The following is an 18,069-nucleotide window of genomic DNA, read 5'->3' as shown; positions in this document are numbered from 1 at the left end:
AAACCCAATGCCGCCAAGGCAAGCTTCCGTAGGTCGGCTTAGTCCAAGGGACGTAAGCCGACCTACGAAATACTTTACTGGTGGGCGGTGGCGATCAGGCGCTCGGGCGCCAGGATCGCGTATTCCTGCATGTTGCCGGTGCCAAGCAGGCGCGGCGCGTCGCCCCGCTCGTAGACGCGCACGCGGCCCAGTTCAGCCGGTACGCTAACCGCCTCCTCTTTGCCCAGCGCCAGGCGCTGGCCTTGCAGGAAGCGCGCGGCCAGCTCCGCCGTCAACATGACGGCCGGGAACGACGACAGCAGCGCGTCGACCGGCGCGAGCAGGCCCAACGGCGCGGCGTGGGCGATCAGCGCGTCCAGCGTGATGATGTTGTCCATCGTCAGCGCGCCGACCTGCGTGCGGCGCAGCGCGTTCAGATGGGCGCCGCAGCCGAGCGCGTTGCCGATGTCTTCGCCCAGCACGCGGATGTAGGTGCCTTTGCTGCAGGTCACCGACAATTTCAGGAACGGCGCCTGGTAGTCGAGCAATTCGAGCTTGTGGATCGTCACCGGGCGCGCCTCGCGCTCCAGCGTGATGCCGGCGCGCGCGTATTCGTACAGCGGCTTGCCGTCGCGCTTCAAGGCCGAGTACATCGGCGGCGTCTGCCATATCGGCCCGCGGAAACGTGCCAGCACGGCTTCGATCTGCTCGCGCGTGACGTCGACCGGACGTTCTTCGATGACGTCGCCCTCGGTGTCGCCGGTGTCGGTGTTCTGTCCCAGGTGCACCAGGGTTTCGTAGGTCTTGTCCGCTTCCAGCAAGTCTTGCGAGAACTTGGTCGCCTCGCCGAAGCACAGCGGCAGCAAACCCGTGGCGAACGGGTCGAGCGTGCCGGTGTGGCCGGCCTTCTTGGCGTTGAGCACGCGCTTGGCCTTGATCAGCGCGTCGTTGCTGGAAAAGCCGACCGGCTTGTCGAGCAGCAGCACGCCGTCGACCAGGTCGCGGATCTTTTTAGGGGAAGTAGCTTTCATGGCGCCCGGCGCTTACTCTGCGTCCGCCGCCTTGGCGCCGTCGGCCGCTTCCGGCTTAAGCTCAGGCTTTACATCCGGCTCGGCGTCGGCCGCGCGCACCGAGTTGGCCTTGTCGATCAGCAGCGACATTTCCATGCCGCGCGAGGTCGACGAGTCGTACACGAAATGCAAGGCCGGCAGCGTGTGGATGTGCAGGCGCTTGCCCAGCTGGCCACGGACGTAGCCGGCGGCGGCGGCCAGGCCTTCAACGGTGTTCTTGATGTCTTCCTTGCCGTCCTTGAGCATCGTGAAAAACACTTTCGCGTGTGCGTAGTCGGGCGTGATCTGCACTTCGGTGACGGTGATCATGCCGACGCGCGGGTCTTTCAAGTCGTAGGCGAGGATTTCGGCCAGGTCGCGCTGGATCTGGTCGGCCACGCGCAAGCCGCGGGCTGGCATGGTTTTGCTATGTTTGGCCATGATAATGACTGCTTTCTAAAGTGCCGCAGGGCGCAGTCGCTGTGGCGGGTTGCCGCCAAGCTCGTGCGCCCTACGTGTTTGCGCGGGCCAGAATAGGCCCGCACCAAGCGTGCTATTACAGTGTGCGGGCGATTTCCTGCACTTCGAACACTTCCAAAACGTCGCCGATTTCGATGTCGTTGTAGCCTTTGAGCGACAAACCGCACTCGAAGCCCGAACGCACTTCTTTCGCGTCGTCCTTGAAACGTTTCAGCGAGTCGATCTCGCCGGTCCAGGTGACGATGTTGTTGCGCAACAAACGTACCGAGGAACCGCGCTTGACCACGCCGTCGGTGACCAGGCAACCGGCAATCGCGCCCACTTTCGAGACCAGGATAACCTGGCGGATCTCGACTTGGCCGATGACGCTTTCGCGCTTCTCCGGCGACAACATACCCGACAAGGCGGAACGAATTTCGTCGATCGCGTCGTAGATGATGTTGTAGTAGCGGATGTCGACGCCGTTCGACTCGGCCAGTTTGCGCGCTTGCGCGTCGGCACGGGCGTTGAAGCCAATGATGACCGCTTTCGAGGCAACCGCCAAGTTGACGTCCGATTCCGTGATACCGCCGACCGCCGCGTGCACCACCTGAACCCGGACTTCCGAGGTCGACAGTTTTTGCAGCGATTGCACCAGCGCCTCTTGCGAACCCTGCACGTCGGTCTTGATGATCAACGGCAGGTTTTTGACTTCGCCCTCGGCCATCTGGTCGAACATGTTTTCCAGCTTCGACGCTTGCTGCTTGGCCAGTTTGACGTCGCGGAACTTACCTTGACGGAACAAACCGATTTCGCGCGCTTTGCGCTCGTCAGCCATCACAACCACTTCTTCACCGGCGACCGGTACTTCGGTCAGGCCCTGGATCTCGACCGGAATCGACGGACCGGCTTCGGCGATGCTCTTGCCGTTTTCGTCCAGCATGGCGCGCACGCGGCCATACGAGGAACCCGCCAGCACGACGTCGCCGCGCTTCAGGGTACCGGACTGCACCAGGATCGTCGCAACCGGGCCCTTGCCCTTGTCGAGGCGGGCTTCGACCACCAGGCCACGGGCCGGGGCGTCGATTGGCGCCGTCAATTCCAGCACCTCCGCTTGCAACAGCACTTGCTCCAGCAACTCGTCGATACCGGCACCGGTTTTCGCCGACACCAGGCAGAACGGCGATTCGCCGCCGTACTCTTCCGGCACCACTTGTTCGGCAACCAGTTCCTGCTTGACGCGGTCCAGGTTCGAACCGGGCTTGTCGATCTTGTTGATCGCCACGACCAGCGGTACGCCGGCGGCTTTCGCGTGGGCGATCGCTTCCTTGGTTTGCGGCATCACGCCATCGTCGGCGGCAACCACCAGAATCACGATGTCGGTTGCCTTCGCGCCACGGGCACGCATCGCCGTAAAGGCTTCATGGCCAGGGGTATCCAGGAAGGTGATCGTGCCGCGCGGTGTTTCAACGTGGTACGCACCAATGTGCTGGGTAATCCCGCCCGCTTCGCCGGAGGCGACCTTGGCGCGACGGATGTAATCGAGCAGCGAGGTCTTACCATGGTCGACGTGACCCATGACGGTGACGACCGGCGCGCGCGGCTTCAGTTCGAAGTGGGCGTGCTCGCCGATATCGGCCAGCAGCGCTTCAGGATCGTCTTGCTCGGCGGCAAACGCCTTGTGGCCCATTTCTTCCACCAAAATCATGGCGGTTTCCTGGTCCAGCACCTGGTTGATGGTGCACATCTGGCCGAGCTTCATCAAATGCTTGATGACTTCGGAAGCCTTGACCGACATCTTGTGGGCCAGTTCGGCGACGGTAATCGTCTCCGGCACGTGGACGTCCTTGATGACGGCTTCGGTAGGCGCCTGGAAATTCGTTTCGCGGTCGTCGTGGTGCGAAGGGCGACGGCCCTTGGCACCGCCACGCCAGCCGTCGCGGCCGGACGGGCCGCTGTTGCCGCGCGGTTTGGGACCACCGGTGGTGCCGCGTTTTTTCGCGTCGTCCGACCAGGTCGAGGACACGTTCGCCGATTTGATCGACTTCTTGTCCGCGACAACCGGCTTCTTGTCGCCGGGCTTGTCGCCCGGTTTCTTGTCGGCTGGTTTGTGCAGCGTGCCTTCAGGCGGTTTCGGCTTGACGGCGGCCACCACGGGCACCGGCTCCGGGGCCTTGATGGCGCGGCGCGGCGCGTTCATCATCGCTTTGATCTGGGCGACTTCGTCCGCCACGGCCTTGCGGGCGCGGTCGGTCGCTTCGGCCTTGTCGGCGGCTTCTTTCGCGGCGACGGCGGCTTTTTTCTTCGCTTCGTCGGCGGCGGCTTTTTTCTTCTCTTCGGCGACGGCGTCGTCGGCGACGGCAGGCGCGCCGGCGGCGACGGCGGCAACCGCGGTCGCTGCCTTGGCGGCGGCTTTCTTCGCTTCGGCGTCGGCTTCGCGCTTGGCGCTCAACTCGGCCGCTTGCGTGGCTTTCGCTTGCGCTTCCTTCTCGGCGTCGAGCTTGGCCAGGCGCTCTTGCTTCTCGCGCAGGTCAGCTTCCTGACGCGCGATCAGCTCGACCTGGCGGCGCGCCTCGTCTTCGCGGCGCGCCACTTCGGCGGCGTCGATCACCGGCGCGGCCGGGGCGGCAGCCTCGACCACCGGTGCCGGCACGTCGTCGCGTTGCACGAAGGTGCGTACCTTCTTGACGGCTACCTGGATCGTGCGCGACTTGCCCGTGGAGTCGGCTTGCTTGATCTCGGTGGTTTCCTTGCGCGTCAGCGTGATTTTCTTTTTCTCAGTGTCTGCCACTGCGCCGTGCGTGCGGCGCAGGTGATCCAAAAGCTTGTCCTTATCATCTTTCGACAATGGATCTGACGTCGAACTTTTCTCGACGCCGGCAGAACGCAGCTGCGTCAGCAGCAAATCTGCAGGCATCTTCAGTTCGGTGGCAAATTGGGCTACGTTGTTACTCGCCATTCAGTCCTCTTTTCTATGTGTCGCGGAGATGATAAAGATACTCAAATTAAGCCTTTGCGGATTCGGCCAGACTCCATGCCTTGGCCTGGAGGGCCTTGGCACGATCGTCGTATTTCGAGTCAACCAACTTCATCTCATCGTCGGTCACATCTTTAAATTCACTTGTAATCAGTTCACGCGCACGGTCCGCAGACAAGGCCAGGATTGCGCCGAACTCGTCGTATGCCAGTGCTGCAAATGCTTCAACGGTCTTGATACCAGCCAGACCCAGCTTGCCGGCGGTGATGCGGTCCATGCTTTCCAGACCAACCAACGCCTCGTCCATGCCTTCCAGACCTTCTTCCGAGGCAATCGCCTCGGTCACCAGCGCATCGCGCGCCCGGGTCCGCAATTCATTGACGGTATCTTCGTCAAACGATTCGATTTCCAGCATTTCGGAAATTGGCACGTAGGCGATTTCTTCCAGACTGGCGAAACCTTCCTCCACCAGAATGTCGGCCACTTCCTGGTCAACATCGAGCTTTTCCATGAACAGGATGCGCACGGCAGCCGTTTCCTGGGCCGACTTGTCGGCCGATTCCTCGGCCGTCATGATGTTGATCTTCCAACCGGTCAGTTCGGCGGCCAGGCGCACGTTCTGGCCGGAGCGGCCGATCGCGATCGCCAGGTTTTCCTCGTCGACGACCACGTCCATCGCGTGTTTTTCTTCATCGACCATGATCGAGGATACGTTGGCCGGGGCCAGCGCGCCGATGACGAACTGGGCCGGATCTTCCGACCACAACACGATATCGACACGTTCGCCGCCCAGCTCGCCGGTGACGGCCTGGACGCGGGAACCGCGCATGCCGACGCAGGTGCCGATGGGATCGATGCGCTTGTCGGCCGTGTAGACGGCGATCTTGGCGCGCACGCCGGCGTCGCGGGCGGCGGATTTAATCTCCAGCATGCCCTGCTCGATTTCCGGCACTTCCAGTTCGAACAGCTTCATGATGAAGTCCGGCGCGGTGCGCGACAGAATCACCTGCGGCCCGCGCATATTGCGGTCGATGCGCAGGATGAAGGCGCGAACGCGGTCACCGATACGCAGATTCTCTTTCGGAATCATCTGGTCGCGCGGCAGGCGCGCTTCGATCTTGCCCGACTCGACGATCGCGTCGCCGCGTTCCATGCGCTTGATGGTGCCGGTCACGAGCGCGTCGCCGCGTTCGAGGAAGTCGACCAGGATCTGTTCGCGCTCGGCGTCACGCACGCGCTGCAAGACCACCTGTTTGGTGTCCTGGGCGAAGCGGCGGCCGAATTCGACGGACTCGATCGGTTCTTCAATATGGTCGTCTACTTCGATGTCGGGAATTTGTTCCTTGGCTTCGAAATGGAGGATCTCCTGGTCCGGCAGTTGCAGGCCGGCCTCGTCGGGCACGACGTGCCAGCGACGGAACGATTCAAACACACCCGAGTCGCGATCGATCGAGACGCGAATGTCGACCTCGCCCTCGTAGCGTTTTTTCGTGGCTTGCGCCAGCGCGAATTCCAGCGCTCCGAATACGACATCCTTGTCGACATTTTTTTCACGCGCCAGCGCGTCAACCAATAATAAAACTTCGCGACTCATGCTTTGCGACTCCTAAAATCCACCTGCGGCACCAAACGTGCCTTATCCACATCGGCGAGCGTAAACTCCAACATCGCCGGACCATCCTTACCTTCAAATTCTAACGACAATTTATCGCCCACGGGTTCTTGCAAGATCCCCTGGAACGACTTCCGGTTGTTCGTACCCGGCATGGCAACCGTCAGCTTGACGATGATTTCGTAACCGGCGAAGCGCACGAAATCTTCCAGCTTGCGCACCGGGCGGTCTAAGCCCGGGGAAGAAATTTCAAGGCGCTCGTACGGCACGTTTTCAACCGTCAGCACATGCGACAACTGGTGACTGACCGTGGCGCAATCCTCGACCGTGATCGGGCCTTTTTCGGCCGCGTCGGCGGCGGTGAAATCGATAAACACGCGCAGCACGCCGCGCTCGGCTCGTTCGACATCAACCAGCTCGTAGCCCAGTCCTGTAACTGTCGTTTCTATTAATCCCAAACGCTGCAAGTCATTCTCCAGATCATAGCCGTTATCTTATCAAACAGACCATCACAAACGGTTCAACAAAAAAAAAATGGGCATCTGCCCACCTTCTTGTATTTCCCCAACCAGATGAAAGCACTCCCCGCCACGCTACTTTGCGGAGAACTTTTATTAGGCTGCAGATTATAACCCCTTCTGGAGCGCGAAGCAATCCCGCGCACTGCGTCCAGGGCATTCATACAACACCGACGAAGATGTCAACCGCGCGGCCGCGAGCCGCGCCGGCGCTGCCTTTACGGCTTGCGCGAACCGCGTTTCATGCCCTGGTCCATGCCGCCGCGATTGTGATCCATGCCGCCGCGGGGCTGGCCGGAACGGGCCTGGCCGGCGCCGGCGCCGGCGCCGCCGCGGCGCGGACCGGTGTTGGCGAAACCAAACGTCGTTTGCAGCGGATCAGGCTGGCGGGTACGCTGTGGCGCGCGGCCTTCGCCGGCGCGGCCTTCGCTTGGACGACCCTCGCCGCCTGGACGACCCTGCCCTTGCGGACGGCCCTGGCCCTGCGAACGAGCCTGGCCCTGGCCTTCAAACGCGGCCGCCGAGGAACGCGGCTGGCCGGCGAACTGGCCCGACGACTGGCCGCGGCCCGGACCGCGGCTTTCGCCACCCGGACGGCCCATGCCGGCGCCCATGCCACCCTGGCCGCCCGGACGACCCTGGCCGCCCGGACGGCCGGAACCCTGGAACTGGCCCTGCGGCTGGCCGCGGCCGACGCCACGCCCGGTCGACGGGTAGGGATCGGCGTTGCGGTTGCTGGCGTCGATGCGGTTGCCGTTCGGCTCGTCCGATTCGCGCGCCGGGCGCCCCTTGGCGGCGGCGGCGGCGCGTGGATCGCCCGATGCCGGCATCTTTTTCTCGATACCGTAGGCGGTGAGCAGATCGCGCACCGTGTTTTCTTCCATTTCTTCCCAACGGCCGCGTTTCAAGTTGCTAGGCAAGGTCATCGCGCCGTAACGGGTACGGATCAGGCGCGACACGGTCAGGCCGATCGCTTCGAACATGCGCCGCACTTCGCGGTTACGGCCTTCGCCGATGATGACGCGATACCACTTGTTGATGCCTTCGCCGCCGCCGTCGGCGATCTTCGAGAAGTTCGCCGGACCGTCTTCCAGCTCGACGCCGGCCAGCAGCTTCTGGCGCATGCCCTCTTCCAGCTCGCCCAGCGTGCGCACCGCGTATTCGCGGTCGATGCCGTAGCGCGGGTGCATCAGACGGTTGGCCAGGTCACCCGAGGTGGTAAACAGCAGCAGGCCCTCGGTGTTGAAATCGAGGCGGCCGACGGCCAGCCACTTGCCGGCCTTCATGGTCGGCAGGCGGTCGAACACCGACGGACGGCCGTCCGGATCGTCGTGGCTGACGATTTCGCCGGCCGGCTTGTGGTACACCAGCACGCGTGGCGGCTTCTTGCTGACGCGGCGCTGGATCAATTTACCGTTGATGCGCACGTGGTCGGTGGGCAGGATGCGCTGGCCGATATGGGCCGGCTCGCCGTTGACCGACACGCGGCCCGACATGATCAAGTCTTCCATGTCGCGGCGCGAACCGAGACCGGCCTCGGCCAGCACCTTGTGCAGCTTCGGCGCGTCGTCGTCCGAGGTCAGGTCGCGGCGCACCAGCGCTTTTTGCGGCTGGCGGCCCTTGGCCGGCTCGTCGCTGTCGAAGGCGTCCGAGGTAACGAAGGAAAACACGTCGTCGGCGTCGCTAGGCTTGGCCTGGCCGGCGTCGCGGCCCTTGCCCTTGTTGCCCTTGCCTTTGCCGGCGTTCTTGCCGGCGCCGCGCACGTCGTTGCGCGCCGCGCGCTCCTGGCGGGTCGGGGCGACGACATTGCCTTCGGCGTCGAGCGTTTCCGGCAGCGGCGCCGGTTGCGCCGCGTCGAGCGGCTGGGCGTTGCGCGGCAGATTGATGCGCGGCGCGCGGTCGGCTTGCTCGGCGCGCATCTGGCGCGGGCCGCGCGGGGCGCGCTCCTGGCGCTCCTGGCGCGGCGCGGCGTCGGCGACAGCCGCTTCGGCGGCTTCGGCGGCGACTTCGATTTTCTTGGCTTCGCGGGCCGGGCGCGGACGCGGGGCCGGCGCGGCGGGCGCGCCGGCGGTTTCGGCGTCGGGCTGGGCGGCCTTGGCGGCCGGCTTGGCGCGCGGTTTTTTCACAGGCGCGACGGCGTCGGCGGCGCCCGCGTCGGCGCTGGCCGCTTCCACCACGCCGGCGTCGGCCTTGGCGCGGCGCTTCGGTTTGGCGGGCGCGTCGCCGGCCAGGGCCGCGGCGGCGGCGTCGGCTTCGATCTGCGCCTTGGTGCGTCGCTTCGGCTTGGCAACAACGTCTGCGGCGCCATCGGCGGCACCCATCACGGCGTTGGTAACTGTCTCGGGAGTGTTCGGATTAGTCATTATTAGTTTCTTGGTTGTGCTGACCTGGCGCAGCGTCAACCGTTAATTCTGGCGCAGGGTCGTGAGTGAAGGCTTCATCAGCTGAAGCATCGGGGCCGGCATCAGGGCTTGCTGTCACATCTGTCACAGCCGTATTGCTACCTGCACCACCTTGTATTACAGCGTCTTTCATTGCGGCGTCGCGTACCGCGGCGTCGTGTATTGCAGCGTCGCGTATTGCAGCGGCGATAGCGTCGGCGTCGCTCATTGGAACCTCGCGCGGCGTCGCCTTTTCAAACACCGCGACGTCGTGCGTCGCAGTCTTATCGACTTTGACAGCGTCGTTGGTCGCCGCCTTATCAAAATTCTCTTGCAGGGCGGCCTCCAGGGCCTCCATCTCCAGCCCGCTGCCGCCCATGTCACTGATGTGCTGCAACGGCGGCAACTGGGACAGCGAATTCAAACCCAGGTCTTCCAAAAACTGCTTGGTGGTGGCCAGCAAGGCCGGCCGCCCCACCACGTCGCGGTAACCGATGGCATCGACCCAGCCGCGGTCTTCCAGCATCTTGATCGTCTGCGAATTGACGGCGACGCCGCGAATCTCCTCGATGTCGCCGCGCGTCACCGGCTGGCGATAGGCAATGATGGCCAGCGTCTCCAGCGTCGCCCGGGAATACTTCGGCGGACGCTCCGGCGTCATGCGGTCCAGATACATCTTCATTTCCGGGCGGCTTTGAAAACGCCAGCCCGAGGCCAGGCTCACCACTTCGATACCCTTGCCGGCCCAATCGCGGCGCAACTCCTCCAGCAACTGCTTGATGGTGTCGGCGCCCACCCCCACGCCGCGCGCACGACCACTGTCATCGGCGTCGACAAACAGCTTTTTCAGGCTGTGGATCGACAAGGACTCGCGCGCGCACAGCAAAGCGGTTTCGAGGACTTTTTTCGCCTCAATTGTATTCATAGCAACTCTGTGCGGATGTGTATTGCAAATCGTATGCAAAGAAAGAAATCAAAACAAATCATCTCAACGAAAACAGGACACTGGCATCGGAGGACGCCGCCTTGCTGGATTGCTCGTTGAAGCTGTTTTCCGACGCCCTGGCCGATGCGCGCAGAGCGGGACTGTTACAGAAGGAGAGTAGTACCCTGCCAACTACGGCCCGGATTCTATTGAATCAGTGCTGGGCCGTTGATTTCAAAGTGGAACGCGATCTCGCTCCGCGATGTTCAGGCAAGTGCGAACGAGAGACGCAATTTCATCCAACGACGCCAATTGTACCTGATAAAAGCGGAGAAAGCGCAAAAACGGGTAAACGCTTGCCGGGGACGACCTCAGCCGCCGGCCAGTTTTTCCGACAAGATAGCCGATGTCCCAAGGAAGGCGGGGTATTGCGCGGTGATAACAAAGGTTGGTACCTGCGAAAGATATTTCACGAAGCGGCCTTTTTGCTGGAAACGGGCGCGGAAGCTGGAGCGGTCGAAGCGCTCGCCCAGCCGCGGCACGATGCCGCCGCCTATATAGATACCGCCGTGCGCGCCCAAGGTCACGGCGATGTTGCCGCAGACGGTGCCGAGCATGCCGCAGAACGCCTCGATGACGTCGTCGCACAGCGCCGACTCGCCGGCCAACGCGCGCCGGGTGATCTCGGCCGCGCCGATCGCCTCGGCGGCGACGCCGGCGCGGTCGGCCAGCGCCCGGTAGATCAACTCCAGGCCGACGCCGGACATCAGGCGTTCGGCCGAGACGTGCTCGAACTCGCGCCAGGCGAATTGCAAAATGGCGATCTCGGTCTGGTTAACCGGCGAAAAGCTGACATGGCCGCCCTCGCTTTGCAGCGCGCTCCAGTAACCGTGCGACGGGATCAGGCCGGACACGCCCAGGCCTGTGCCGGGGCCGATCAGGCCCAGCGCGGCGTCGGCGCGCGCCTCGCCGGAACCGACCTGGCGCTTGTCGGCGGCCGACAAATGCGGCAGCGAGCGCGCCAGCGCGGTGAAATCGTTGACCACGACGAAGTTGTCGAAACCGCACTCCAGGCGCATCGCCTCGATCGAGAACGACCAGTGGTGGTTGGTCATCTGCAAAAAGTCGCCGTCGACCGGATTGGCGATGGCCACCGCCGCGTTGCGCACCGCGGCGCCACCGGCGGCGGCCACCTCCGGCGACGCCAAATATGCCTTGAGCGCGTCCGTCAGGCTCGCGTAGTTGGCGCACGGCAGTACGACCACCAAACCGATGTCGCCCGGCGCCGTCTCCAGCGCGAAACGGGCATTGGTGCCGCCAACATCCGCCAACAGGCGCGGACCATCGATGAAGGTGGAAGGCGAAGTATGCAAGGCGGAGTTGGACTGAGCGCTCATGATGTCAATTAAGAAGTGGGAAGCCAAGCTTAATGGATTTCTTGGTAACGACGCAAGCTATCTTTGTAGTTTTAGTACATATCATGGCCGTAGCCGCCAAAAACACGACAAAACTACGTTGATATGTCAGTAGTAAAACTACCAAAAACTAAATATTTAGCGACGCCGGAGTCTGGGGCCAGACCCTAGGAGTCTGCGCGGCAGAAACTGATGCAATCGGAATGGGGACGAGGTAAACTTGTCGAATGACGACGAGCTACCTCCCCTACAATCAGCATCAACAGATGCTGCTTCCCCATGCTTTGCAAGATTGGCTCCCTGAGGGGCACCTGGCCTACTTCGTTAGCGACACTGTCGACTCGCTCGACCTGTCCGCCTTTCACGCGCGGTATGCAGGGGGCGGGTCCCGCAACCAGCCATTTAATCCGGCGATGATGGTCAAAATACTTGTGTACGGGTATGCAACCGGTGTGTTCTCATCACGCAAGCTGGCCCGAAAGCTGTACGAGGACGTGGCGTTGCGTATGCTCGCCGCTGACAACTATCCGGCGCACCGAACAATTTGCGATTTCCGCGCGATCCACTTGAAGGAACTGTCGGACCTGTTCGTACAGGTAGTGAAGATGGCGAAAGAGTGCGGCTTGGTCAAGCTTGGCACGATCGGTGTCGATGGCACCAAGATCAAGGCCAACGCATCGCGCCACAAAGCGATGAGCTACGACCGGATGCAAAAGGCCGAGCGTGAGCTCAAGGATCAAATCGACGCGTTGCTGGCCAGGGCCAGAGCGGCGGATGCCGCCGAAAAAAACGAGCCGGAACTCGATATCCCGGCGGAGATCGCAAGGCGCGAGGACCGCCTTGCCGTCATCCGCGCTGCCCGTGCGCGTCTTGAAGATCGCCAACGCCAGGCCGATATCGCGCGCGGCCGTAGCGATGACGAAGATGTGCCGCCCGAGGACTCTGGCAAGCCAAAGAAGAAGTCGCGTTTTAAATACAAGTTCGGCGAACCCAAGCCCGACGCCCAAGAGAATTTTACCGANCCGGAAAGCCGTATCATGAAGCGCGCCGGCGGCGGCTTCGACTATGCGTACAACGCCCAAGCTGCAGTCGACGAGAGCGCCCACATCATCGTGGCGGCCAAACTCGTCAATAGTGCGGCTGACAGTGGGCAACTGGCGTCGGTGCTCGCAGCGGTAAAGCGCAACGTCGGTGACGATGCCGAGCTGGTGCTCGCCGATGCAGGCTATCGCTCGGAAGCCATGTTCGAGCAACTACGCGCTCACCCGTCCGAACTGATTGTGGCACTCGGACGCATCGGCAAGCAGGAAGCGGTAATCGATCCGAAAAAGCGGCCTTTGTGTGCCGCCATGGCAGACAAGTTCAGATCCGCGACGATCCAGGCGGCTTACCGAAAACGCAAGTGGATCTCGGAACCGCCCAACGCTTGGGTGAAAAGCGTACTCGGGTTCCGGCAATTTAGCATGCGAGGACTGGCGAAGGCTCAGGCCGAGTGGAAACTCGTCTGCACCGCGCTGAACCTGCGGCGCATGGCGAAAATGCTGTCCGCGTAAGACCTGAAAGGGCGAAAGTCCGTCCAATCCCCACTCTCAGGCTCCTATTTCATTCCACTTTCGAGTGCGAAAGTGAATCGCCATCGACGCAGGCAAGAAGCGCGTCACATGGTCAGCGCAAGAATTGTCTGCCGCGCAGACTCCTAGGGGTCTGACCCCGGCCTTTGCGCTTGGTTTCAAATGAGCTTAGCGGGATAGCGAACGAGGTGGCGCGCGCCGGGCGCCGCCAAGGATGCAGCTGGCGCGATTTTCGTAGGTCGGGTTAGCCCGACTGGGCGTAAGCCGGCTGGCGTCGGCAGCGGCTCGGCGTCGGATTACGCGACGCTAATCCGACCTACGCGGCAGCCGGGTCTGGCCCCGGTTGCCTCAAGCCGCCGCGTTGACCGCGGCGCCCTGCGGCCGGAACGCCGCGTTCCACGCGTCCAGCCCGCCCTGCAGCGGTTTGGCGCGGTGGTAACCATGGGCGTGCAATTGCTGGGCGACATGGGCGGCCGTCACGTCGTTGGGGCAACTACAATATACGACGATGTGGCGATCCTTCGACAGCGCGCCGATCGCCTTGCTCGGCTCGCCGCCACTGAACAACAGCGCGCCGGGCGCGGCCGGGTCCAGCGTTTGCGCCGTGGCGCTGCGGGCGTCCACCAGCACCGGCTCGAGGCCGTCGTCGACCAGTTTGCGCAATGCGTCGACGCTGATGCGCTCGCCTTGCATCTTGCGCTGGAAACGCTTGCGCTCGACATACTTAAAGCAGACGAACAGCGCCAGCAGGCACACCAGCACGATCAGCGCGGTCGTGCCCATGGTGCCGAGCGTTTCAAGCACCTCGTCGACGCTGGTGTGGAAGTAGGCGCCGAGGGCAATGCCGGTGCCGCTCCACAGCAACGCGCCCAGCACGCTGAAGCCGAGGAAGGTGGCGTCGCCGGTACCCATCGCGCCGGCCAGCGGCGGCGCGATCGTGCTAAAGCCGGGGACGAACTTGGCCACGATCAAGCCCTTCGGACCCCAGCGGCTGAAACTGTCCTCGGTCTGGCTGACGCAATAGTCGGGCGACAGGGATATGCGGCACAGTAGCTTGAGGATGCGCTTGCCGTAATGGCGTCCGGCGCGGAACCAGAAATAGTCGCTGATCAGGCACGCCGCGACGCTCAGGGCGAGCACCGCCGGCCAACTGCCGTCGCCGTCGACGACCAGCGCGCCGGAGACGATCAGGATGGGAAAGGCTGGAATGGGCAAGCCGAATTGCTGGACCAGCACCACGGCGAACACGATGAACAAACCGTATTCTTGCAACAGGGAGATTAAGGTCGACATAGCGTCATGATAGCCGAAAAATATGTCGAAGCCGAGGCTGCCGGCCACTCCCTTTGATATGGCCGGCAGCCCGGGGTGACGCCCTTGGTGCTAATTACGCCGGCACGCCGCGCGGAATGGCGCTGAGCAGGGTCTTCGTGTACGGGTGCACCGGGTTGCGGTACAACTCGTCCGAATTGGCCATTTCCACCACTTGCCCCTTGTGCATCACCATCACCTGGTCGGCCATGTATTTCACCACCGACAGGTCGTGCGAGATGAAGATGTAACTCATGCCGAATTCGTCCTGCAAGTCTTGCAGCAGGTTCAGCACCTGCGCCTGCACCGACACGTCCAGCGCCGACACCGATTCGTCGCACACCAGGATTTCCGGCTGCATCGTCAGGCAGCGCGCAATGGCGATGCGCTGCCGCTGGCCGCCGGAAAACTCGTGCGGGTAGCGCTGGAAGGCTTGCGCCGGCAAGCCGACCTTTTCCAGCAGCCAATAGGCTTTCTCGGTGCGTTCCTTGTCCGTGGCGCCGATCTTGTGGATGCGCATCGGCTCCAGCAGGATCTGCCCGACCGTGAAGCGCGGGTTCAGCGAGGCGTACGGGTTCTGGAAAATGATCTGGATGCGCCGCTTGTACGGCAGGTATTCCTTGGCCGGCATGGCGATCAGGTCCTTGCCCTCGAACAGCGCGGTGCCACCGGTGGCCTGGTGCAGGCGCAGCAAAGTCAGGCCGACCGTGGTCTTGCCCGAGCCGGACTCGCCGACCACGCCCAGGGTTTTGCCGCGGGGCAGGTTGAACGAGACGTCCTTGACGGCCTGGAACTCGCGCTTGCCGAACAGCCCTTCGCGCAGGTAAAAACTCTTGCAGAGGTTTTTCACCACCAGCACGTTGTCCTCGCCGTCGACGTAGCCGCGGCTGCGCTGCCTAACCTCGACGCCGGGCGCGGCCGCGCCGCTGATGTAGTCGTTGATCACCGGCAGGCGCCACGGCCGCTGCTCCAGCGACGGCCGGCAGTGCAGCAACGCCTTGGTATAGGCGTCCCGCGGGTCGCTGAACACGGCGCCGGTGGCGCCGGTCTCGCGCACGTCGCCGTGGCGCATGACGATGACGTGGTCGGCGATCTCGCCCACCAGGCCCAGGTCGTGGGTGATGAACAGCACCGACATCTGGTGTTTCTTTTGCAGCTTGGCGATCAGTTCCATGATCTGCTTCTGGATCGTCACGTCGAGCGCGGTGGTGGGCTCGTCGGCGATCAGCAGTTTCGGCTCGCAGGCGATGGCCATGGCGATCATCACGCGCTGCTGCTGGCCGCCCGACATCATGCTCGGGTAGGCGTCGATCTTGGTGGCCGGGTCGGGAATGCCCACCTCGTCGAGCAACGCCAGCGTGCGCGCGCGCGCCTGCTTGGCGTCCATGCCCATGTGCTGGCGCAGCACCTCGGCGATCTGGAAGCCGACCGTGAAGACCGGGTTGAGCGACGACATCGGCTCCTGGAAGATCATCGCGATGTCCTTGCCGCAGATGTCGCGCCGCGCCGCCTTGCCCATCTTCAGCAAGTCCCTGCCGCCGAACAGGATGCGGCTGGCCGGGTCGATGATGGTGGTGTCCTCCGGCAGCAGGCCCATTACGGCCAGCGAGCTGACCGATTTGCCGCTGCCGGACTCGCCCACCAGCGCCACCGTGGCGTTGCGCGGCACGTCGAAGGAGATCGCCTTGACGGCTTCGAAGGTGTTTTTCTTGTCGATGCGGAAGGTCACGCGCAAATCGCGCACCTGCAGCAAATCGTTATGCTTGTCTTGGCTCATGGCTGTCCTATTTCACTTTCGGGTCAAGCGCGTCGCGCAGCGCGTCGGTAAACAGCGAGAACGCCGTCACCAGGACCGCCATCGCCACGGCCGCGGCGGTCAATTGCCACCACATGCCAAGAATCAACTCGTTTTGCGCCTCGTTCAAAATACTGCCCCAGGACACCATGCCGACCGGCACGCCGAAACCGAGGAAGCTCAAAATCACCTCGGCCTTGATGAAGCCGACCACCAGGATCGACATCTGCACCAGCGCGACGTGGCTGACGTTGGGGAAGATGTGCGAGAACATCTTGCGCCAGTGCGAGGCGCCGATGGCGTCGGCCGCCATCACGTACTCGCGCGCCTTGTGCTTGATGTATTCGGCGCGCATCAGGCGGTACGGCCCGGTCCAGCCGGTCAGGCCGAGGATCAAGACGATGGTCATCAAGCCCTTCTGTTGCAGCACGGCGGCCACCGTCAGTATCATCAGAATCGACGGAATCGCCGTGAAGATGCTGTAGAACCAGTTGAAGAAATCGTCGACGACGCCGCCGAAGTAGCCGGAGACGGCGCCGAACAGGGTGCCCAGCAGCACCGCCAGCAGCGCCGCGACCAGGCCGACGACGATCGAGGTTTCGGCGCCCTTGATGGTTTTCTTGAGCACGTCGTGGCCCCATTTGTCGGCGCCGAACGGCAGCGTCGCCAGTTTCGCGGCGGCGCCGGCGCCGTGCGACTTGGCCATGCCGGCGCGCAATTCGGCCAGTTCGGCGGCGAGCGGGTCGGTGACGCCGTACATGTCGACGGCGACGTCCGGGCTGGCGCCCATTTCGGCGCGCAACTGGGCGATCTCGTCGGCCAGCGGGTCGAGCACGTTGACTTCGGTCGGCGCGTCATGGCCGGCCTTGGCCTTGACCTTTTCCTGCAGGGCGGCGACGGCGCCGGCGCCGAGGAAACCCGGTGGCGCGTAACTGACGCCGACCTCGTCTTCCCAGTCGGCGACGATGACGCCGGTCGACGACAGTAGCAGCATCAGCAGGAAGGCGCCAACCACGGCCAGCGCCAGCATCGCCATCTTGTCGGCGCGCAAACGGCGCCACGCCAGGGCCCACAGCCCCGGCGATGAGTGAGTATTCGACATCGCTATCCTTACTTCAGTTGTACGCGTGGATCAACCGCCTGGTACATCAGGTCGGTGAGCAGATTGAAGACCATGGTTGCGGCGGCGACGTACACGGTGATCGCCTTGATCACCGGGAAGTCGCTGCGCTCGACGGCCAAAATCACCTCGCGGCCGATGCCGGGGATGCCGAAGAAGCGCTCGAGCAAAAAGGCGCCGATCAACAACGCGGGCAAATTCGACATCACATGCGTGATGATCGGAATCGAGGCGTTGCGCAGCACGTGCACCCACATGATGCGGCGCTCCGGCAAGCCCTTGGCGCGCGCGGTGCGCACGTAATCCTGGTTGACCTCGTCGAGCACGAAGGTGCGGTACAGCCGCAACGTCGGGGCGATCGACACGGCCAGCCCGATCAGGATCGGCAGCGTCGAATAGCGCAGCAGGTTTTCCCAAAAGCCCTCGCCCCAGCCCTGCACCGGGAACAGGCCCAGCTTGTAGGCGAAGCCGTACTGGAACACGATGATGTAGACCAGGATGGAAATCGACATGCCGACGGTGCAGGCGACCATGACGGCGCGGTCGGTCAACGAGCCGCGCACGAAGGCGATCGCCAGCGCCAGCGCGATGCCGAAGAAGGTTTCCAGTATCGTCAACGGCAGCAGCACCGTCAGCGACGGTCCGAGCCGGCTGCCGATGATGTGCGAGACGGTCTCGCCGGTGGCCCAGCTCTGGCCGAAGTCGAAGGTGACGATCTGCTTGACGAAGATCCACAGTTGCACGTAGTACGGCTGGTCCACGCCCAGCTGGGCGCGGATGTTGGCGATGCTTTCGGCGTTCGACATCTTGCCCGCGAGGATATAGGCGGGGTCGCCGCCGACCCAGTTAAACAGCAGGAAGACCAGCAGCACGACGCCCAGCATGGTGGGCAGCATCTGCCACAGGCGACGCAATATATAAGCAAACATTATTTTTCCTTAGTAACTATAAGCGGCG

General features: G+C 63.1%; 13 protein-coding genes. 1 reads left to right on the top strand and 12 read right to left on the bottom strand.

All coding sequences use genetic code 11. From position 1 onward, the window contains the following. Positions 1-74: 74 nt before the first annotated feature. From truB to JANGC3_RS0121945, 8 genes are all read right to left on the bottom strand, one after another. Positions 75-1,010 carry a tRNA pseudouridine(55) synthase TruB gene (gene truB, locus JANGC3_RS0121980; protein WP_017878646.1) on the bottom strand — a complete coding sequence of 312 codons (936 nt, stop codon included), beginning with the start codon at positions 1,008-1,010 and terminating at the stop codon, positions 75-77. Between the two features lie 12 nt (positions 1,011-1,022). Next, complete coding sequence (gene rbfA, locus JANGC3_RS0121975; protein ID WP_017878645.1) at positions 1,023-1,469, bottom strand: 30S ribosome-binding factor RbfA; 447 nt, start codon at positions 1,467-1,469, stop codon at positions 1,023-1,025. Between the two features lie 115 nt (positions 1,470-1,584). Further along, the gene (gene infB / locus JANGC3_RS0121970) at positions 1,585-4,446 is read right to left on the bottom strand and encodes a translation initiation factor IF-2 (RefSeq protein ID WP_026133334.1); all 2,862 of its coding nucleotides are present in this window, start codon (positions 4,444-4,446) and stop codon (positions 1,585-1,587) included. Between the two features lie 46 nt (positions 4,447-4,492). Further along, a complete protein-coding gene (gene nusA / locus JANGC3_RS0121965) occupies positions 4,493-6,058 on the bottom strand; it encodes a transcription termination factor NusA (protein WP_026133333.1) in 1,566 nt (521 codons plus the stop codon). Continuing rightward, complete coding sequence (gene rimP / locus JANGC3_RS0121960) at positions 6,055-6,543, bottom strand: ribosome maturation factor RimP (RefSeq protein ID WP_017878642.1); 489 nt, start codon at positions 6,541-6,543, stop codon at positions 6,055-6,057. Before rimP ends, nusA begins: the two co-directional genes overlap by 4 nt. Before the next feature lie 269 nt (positions 6,544-6,812). After that, positions 6,813-8,957 carry a 23S rRNA pseudouridine(2605) synthase RluB gene (gene rluB, locus JANGC3_RS0121955; RefSeq protein WP_026133332.1) on the bottom strand — a complete coding sequence of 715 codons (2,145 nt, stop codon included), beginning with the start codon at positions 8,955-8,957 and terminating at the stop codon, positions 6,813-6,815. Continuing rightward, positions 8,950-9,900: an SMC-Scp complex subunit ScpB gene (gene scpB / locus JANGC3_RS0121950; RefSeq protein ID WP_017878640.1), complete on the bottom strand. Its 951-nt coding sequence runs from the start codon at positions 9,898-9,900 to the stop codon at positions 8,950-8,952. The genes rluB and scpB overlap by 8 nt, the downstream gene beginning before the upstream one ends. Positions 9,901-10,271: 371 nt before the next feature. Beyond that, a complete protein-coding gene (locus JANGC3_RS0121945; RefSeq protein ID WP_026133331.1) occupies positions 10,272-11,297 on the bottom strand; it encodes a glucokinase in 1,026 nt (341 codons plus the stop codon). Between the two features lie 245 nt (positions 11,298-11,542). On the opposite strand from JANGC3_RS0121945, the gene JANGC3_RS0121940 reads away from it, so the two are divergent. Continuing rightward, positions 11,543-12,868: an IS1182 family transposase gene (locus JANGC3_RS0121940; protein ID WP_017878638.1), complete on the top strand. Its 1,326-nt coding sequence runs from the start codon at positions 11,543-11,545 to the stop codon at positions 12,866-12,868. Positions 12,869-13,234: 366 nt separating this feature from the next. Here JANGC3_RS0121940 and JANGC3_RS0121935 read toward each other — a convergent pair whose 3' ends face one another. From JANGC3_RS0121935 to JANGC3_RS0121920, 4 genes are all read right to left on the bottom strand, one after another. Then, positions 13,235-14,179: a VTT domain-containing protein gene (locus JANGC3_RS0121935; protein ID WP_026133330.1), complete on the bottom strand. Its 945-nt coding sequence runs from the start codon at positions 14,177-14,179 to the stop codon at positions 13,235-13,237. A 94-nt stretch (positions 14,180-14,273) separates the two neighbouring features. Further along, entirely contained in the window at positions 14,274-15,974 is a 1,701-nt protein-coding gene (locus tag JANGC3_RS0121930; protein ID WP_017878636.1) for an ABC transporter ATP-binding protein, read from the bottom strand. 7 nt (positions 15,975-15,981) lie between these two features. Next, a complete protein-coding gene (locus JANGC3_RS0121925) occupies positions 15,982-17,094 on the bottom strand; it encodes an ABC transporter permease (protein ID WP_035787891.1) in 1,113 nt (370 codons plus the stop codon). Between the two features lie 8 nt (positions 17,095-17,102). After that, positions 17,103-18,041 (bottom strand): ABC transporter permease, encoded by a 939-nt coding sequence (locus JANGC3_RS0121920; protein ID WP_026133328.1) that lies wholly within the window; start codon positions 18,039-18,041, stop codon positions 17,103-17,105. Positions 18,042-18,069: the final 28 nt, after the last annotated feature.

The organism is Janthinobacterium sp. CG3 (assembly GCF_000344615.1).
GTDB lineage: Bacteria > Pseudomonadota > Gammaproteobacteria > Burkholderiales > Burkholderiaceae_D > Janthinobacterium.
This window is presented reverse-complemented; position numbering and strand designations above follow the sequence as displayed.

Excerpts from the sequence above, each read along its gene's own strand:
- truB (WP_017878646.1), bottom strand. The coding sequence starts at position 1,010 with ATGAAAGCTACTTCCCCTAAAAAGATCCGCGACCTGGTCGACGGCGTG.
- rbfA (WP_017878645.1), bottom strand. The coding sequence starts at position 1,469 with ATGGCCAAACATAGCAAAACCATGCCAGCCCGCGGCTTGCGCGTGGCC.
- infB (WP_026133334.1), bottom strand. The coding sequence starts at position 4,446 with ATGGCGAGTAACAACGTAGCCCAATTTGCCACCGAACTGAAGATGCCT.
- nusA (WP_026133333.1), bottom strand. The coding sequence starts at position 6,058 with ATGAGTCGCGAAGTTTTATTATTGGTTGACGCGCTGGCGCGTGAAAAA.
- rluB (WP_026133332.1), bottom strand. The coding sequence starts at position 8,957 with ATGACTAATCCGAACACTCCCGAGACAGTTACCAACGCCGTGATGGGT.
- scpB (WP_017878640.1), bottom strand. The coding sequence starts at position 9,900 with ATGAATACAATTGAGGCGAAAAAAGTCCTCGAAACCGCTTTGCTGTGC.
- JANGC3_RS0121945 (WP_026133331.1), bottom strand. The coding sequence starts at position 11,297 with ATGAGCGCTCAGTCCAACTCCGCCTTGCATACTTCGCCTTCCACCTTC.
- JANGC3_RS0121935 (WP_026133330.1), bottom strand. The coding sequence starts at position 14,179 with ATGTCGACCTTAATCTCCCTGTTGCAAGAATACGGTTTGTTCATCGTG.
- JANGC3_RS0121930 (WP_017878636.1), bottom strand. The coding sequence starts at position 15,974 with ATGAGCCAAGACAAGCATAACGATTTGCTGCAGGTGCGCGATTTGCGC.
- JANGC3_RS0121925 (WP_035787891.1), bottom strand. The coding sequence starts at position 17,094 with ATGTCGAATACTCACTCATCGCCGGGGCTGTGGGCCCTGGCGTGGCGC.
- JANGC3_RS0121920 (WP_026133328.1), bottom strand. The coding sequence starts at position 18,041 with ATGTTTGCTTATATATTGCGTCGCCTGTGGCAGATGCTGCCCACCATG.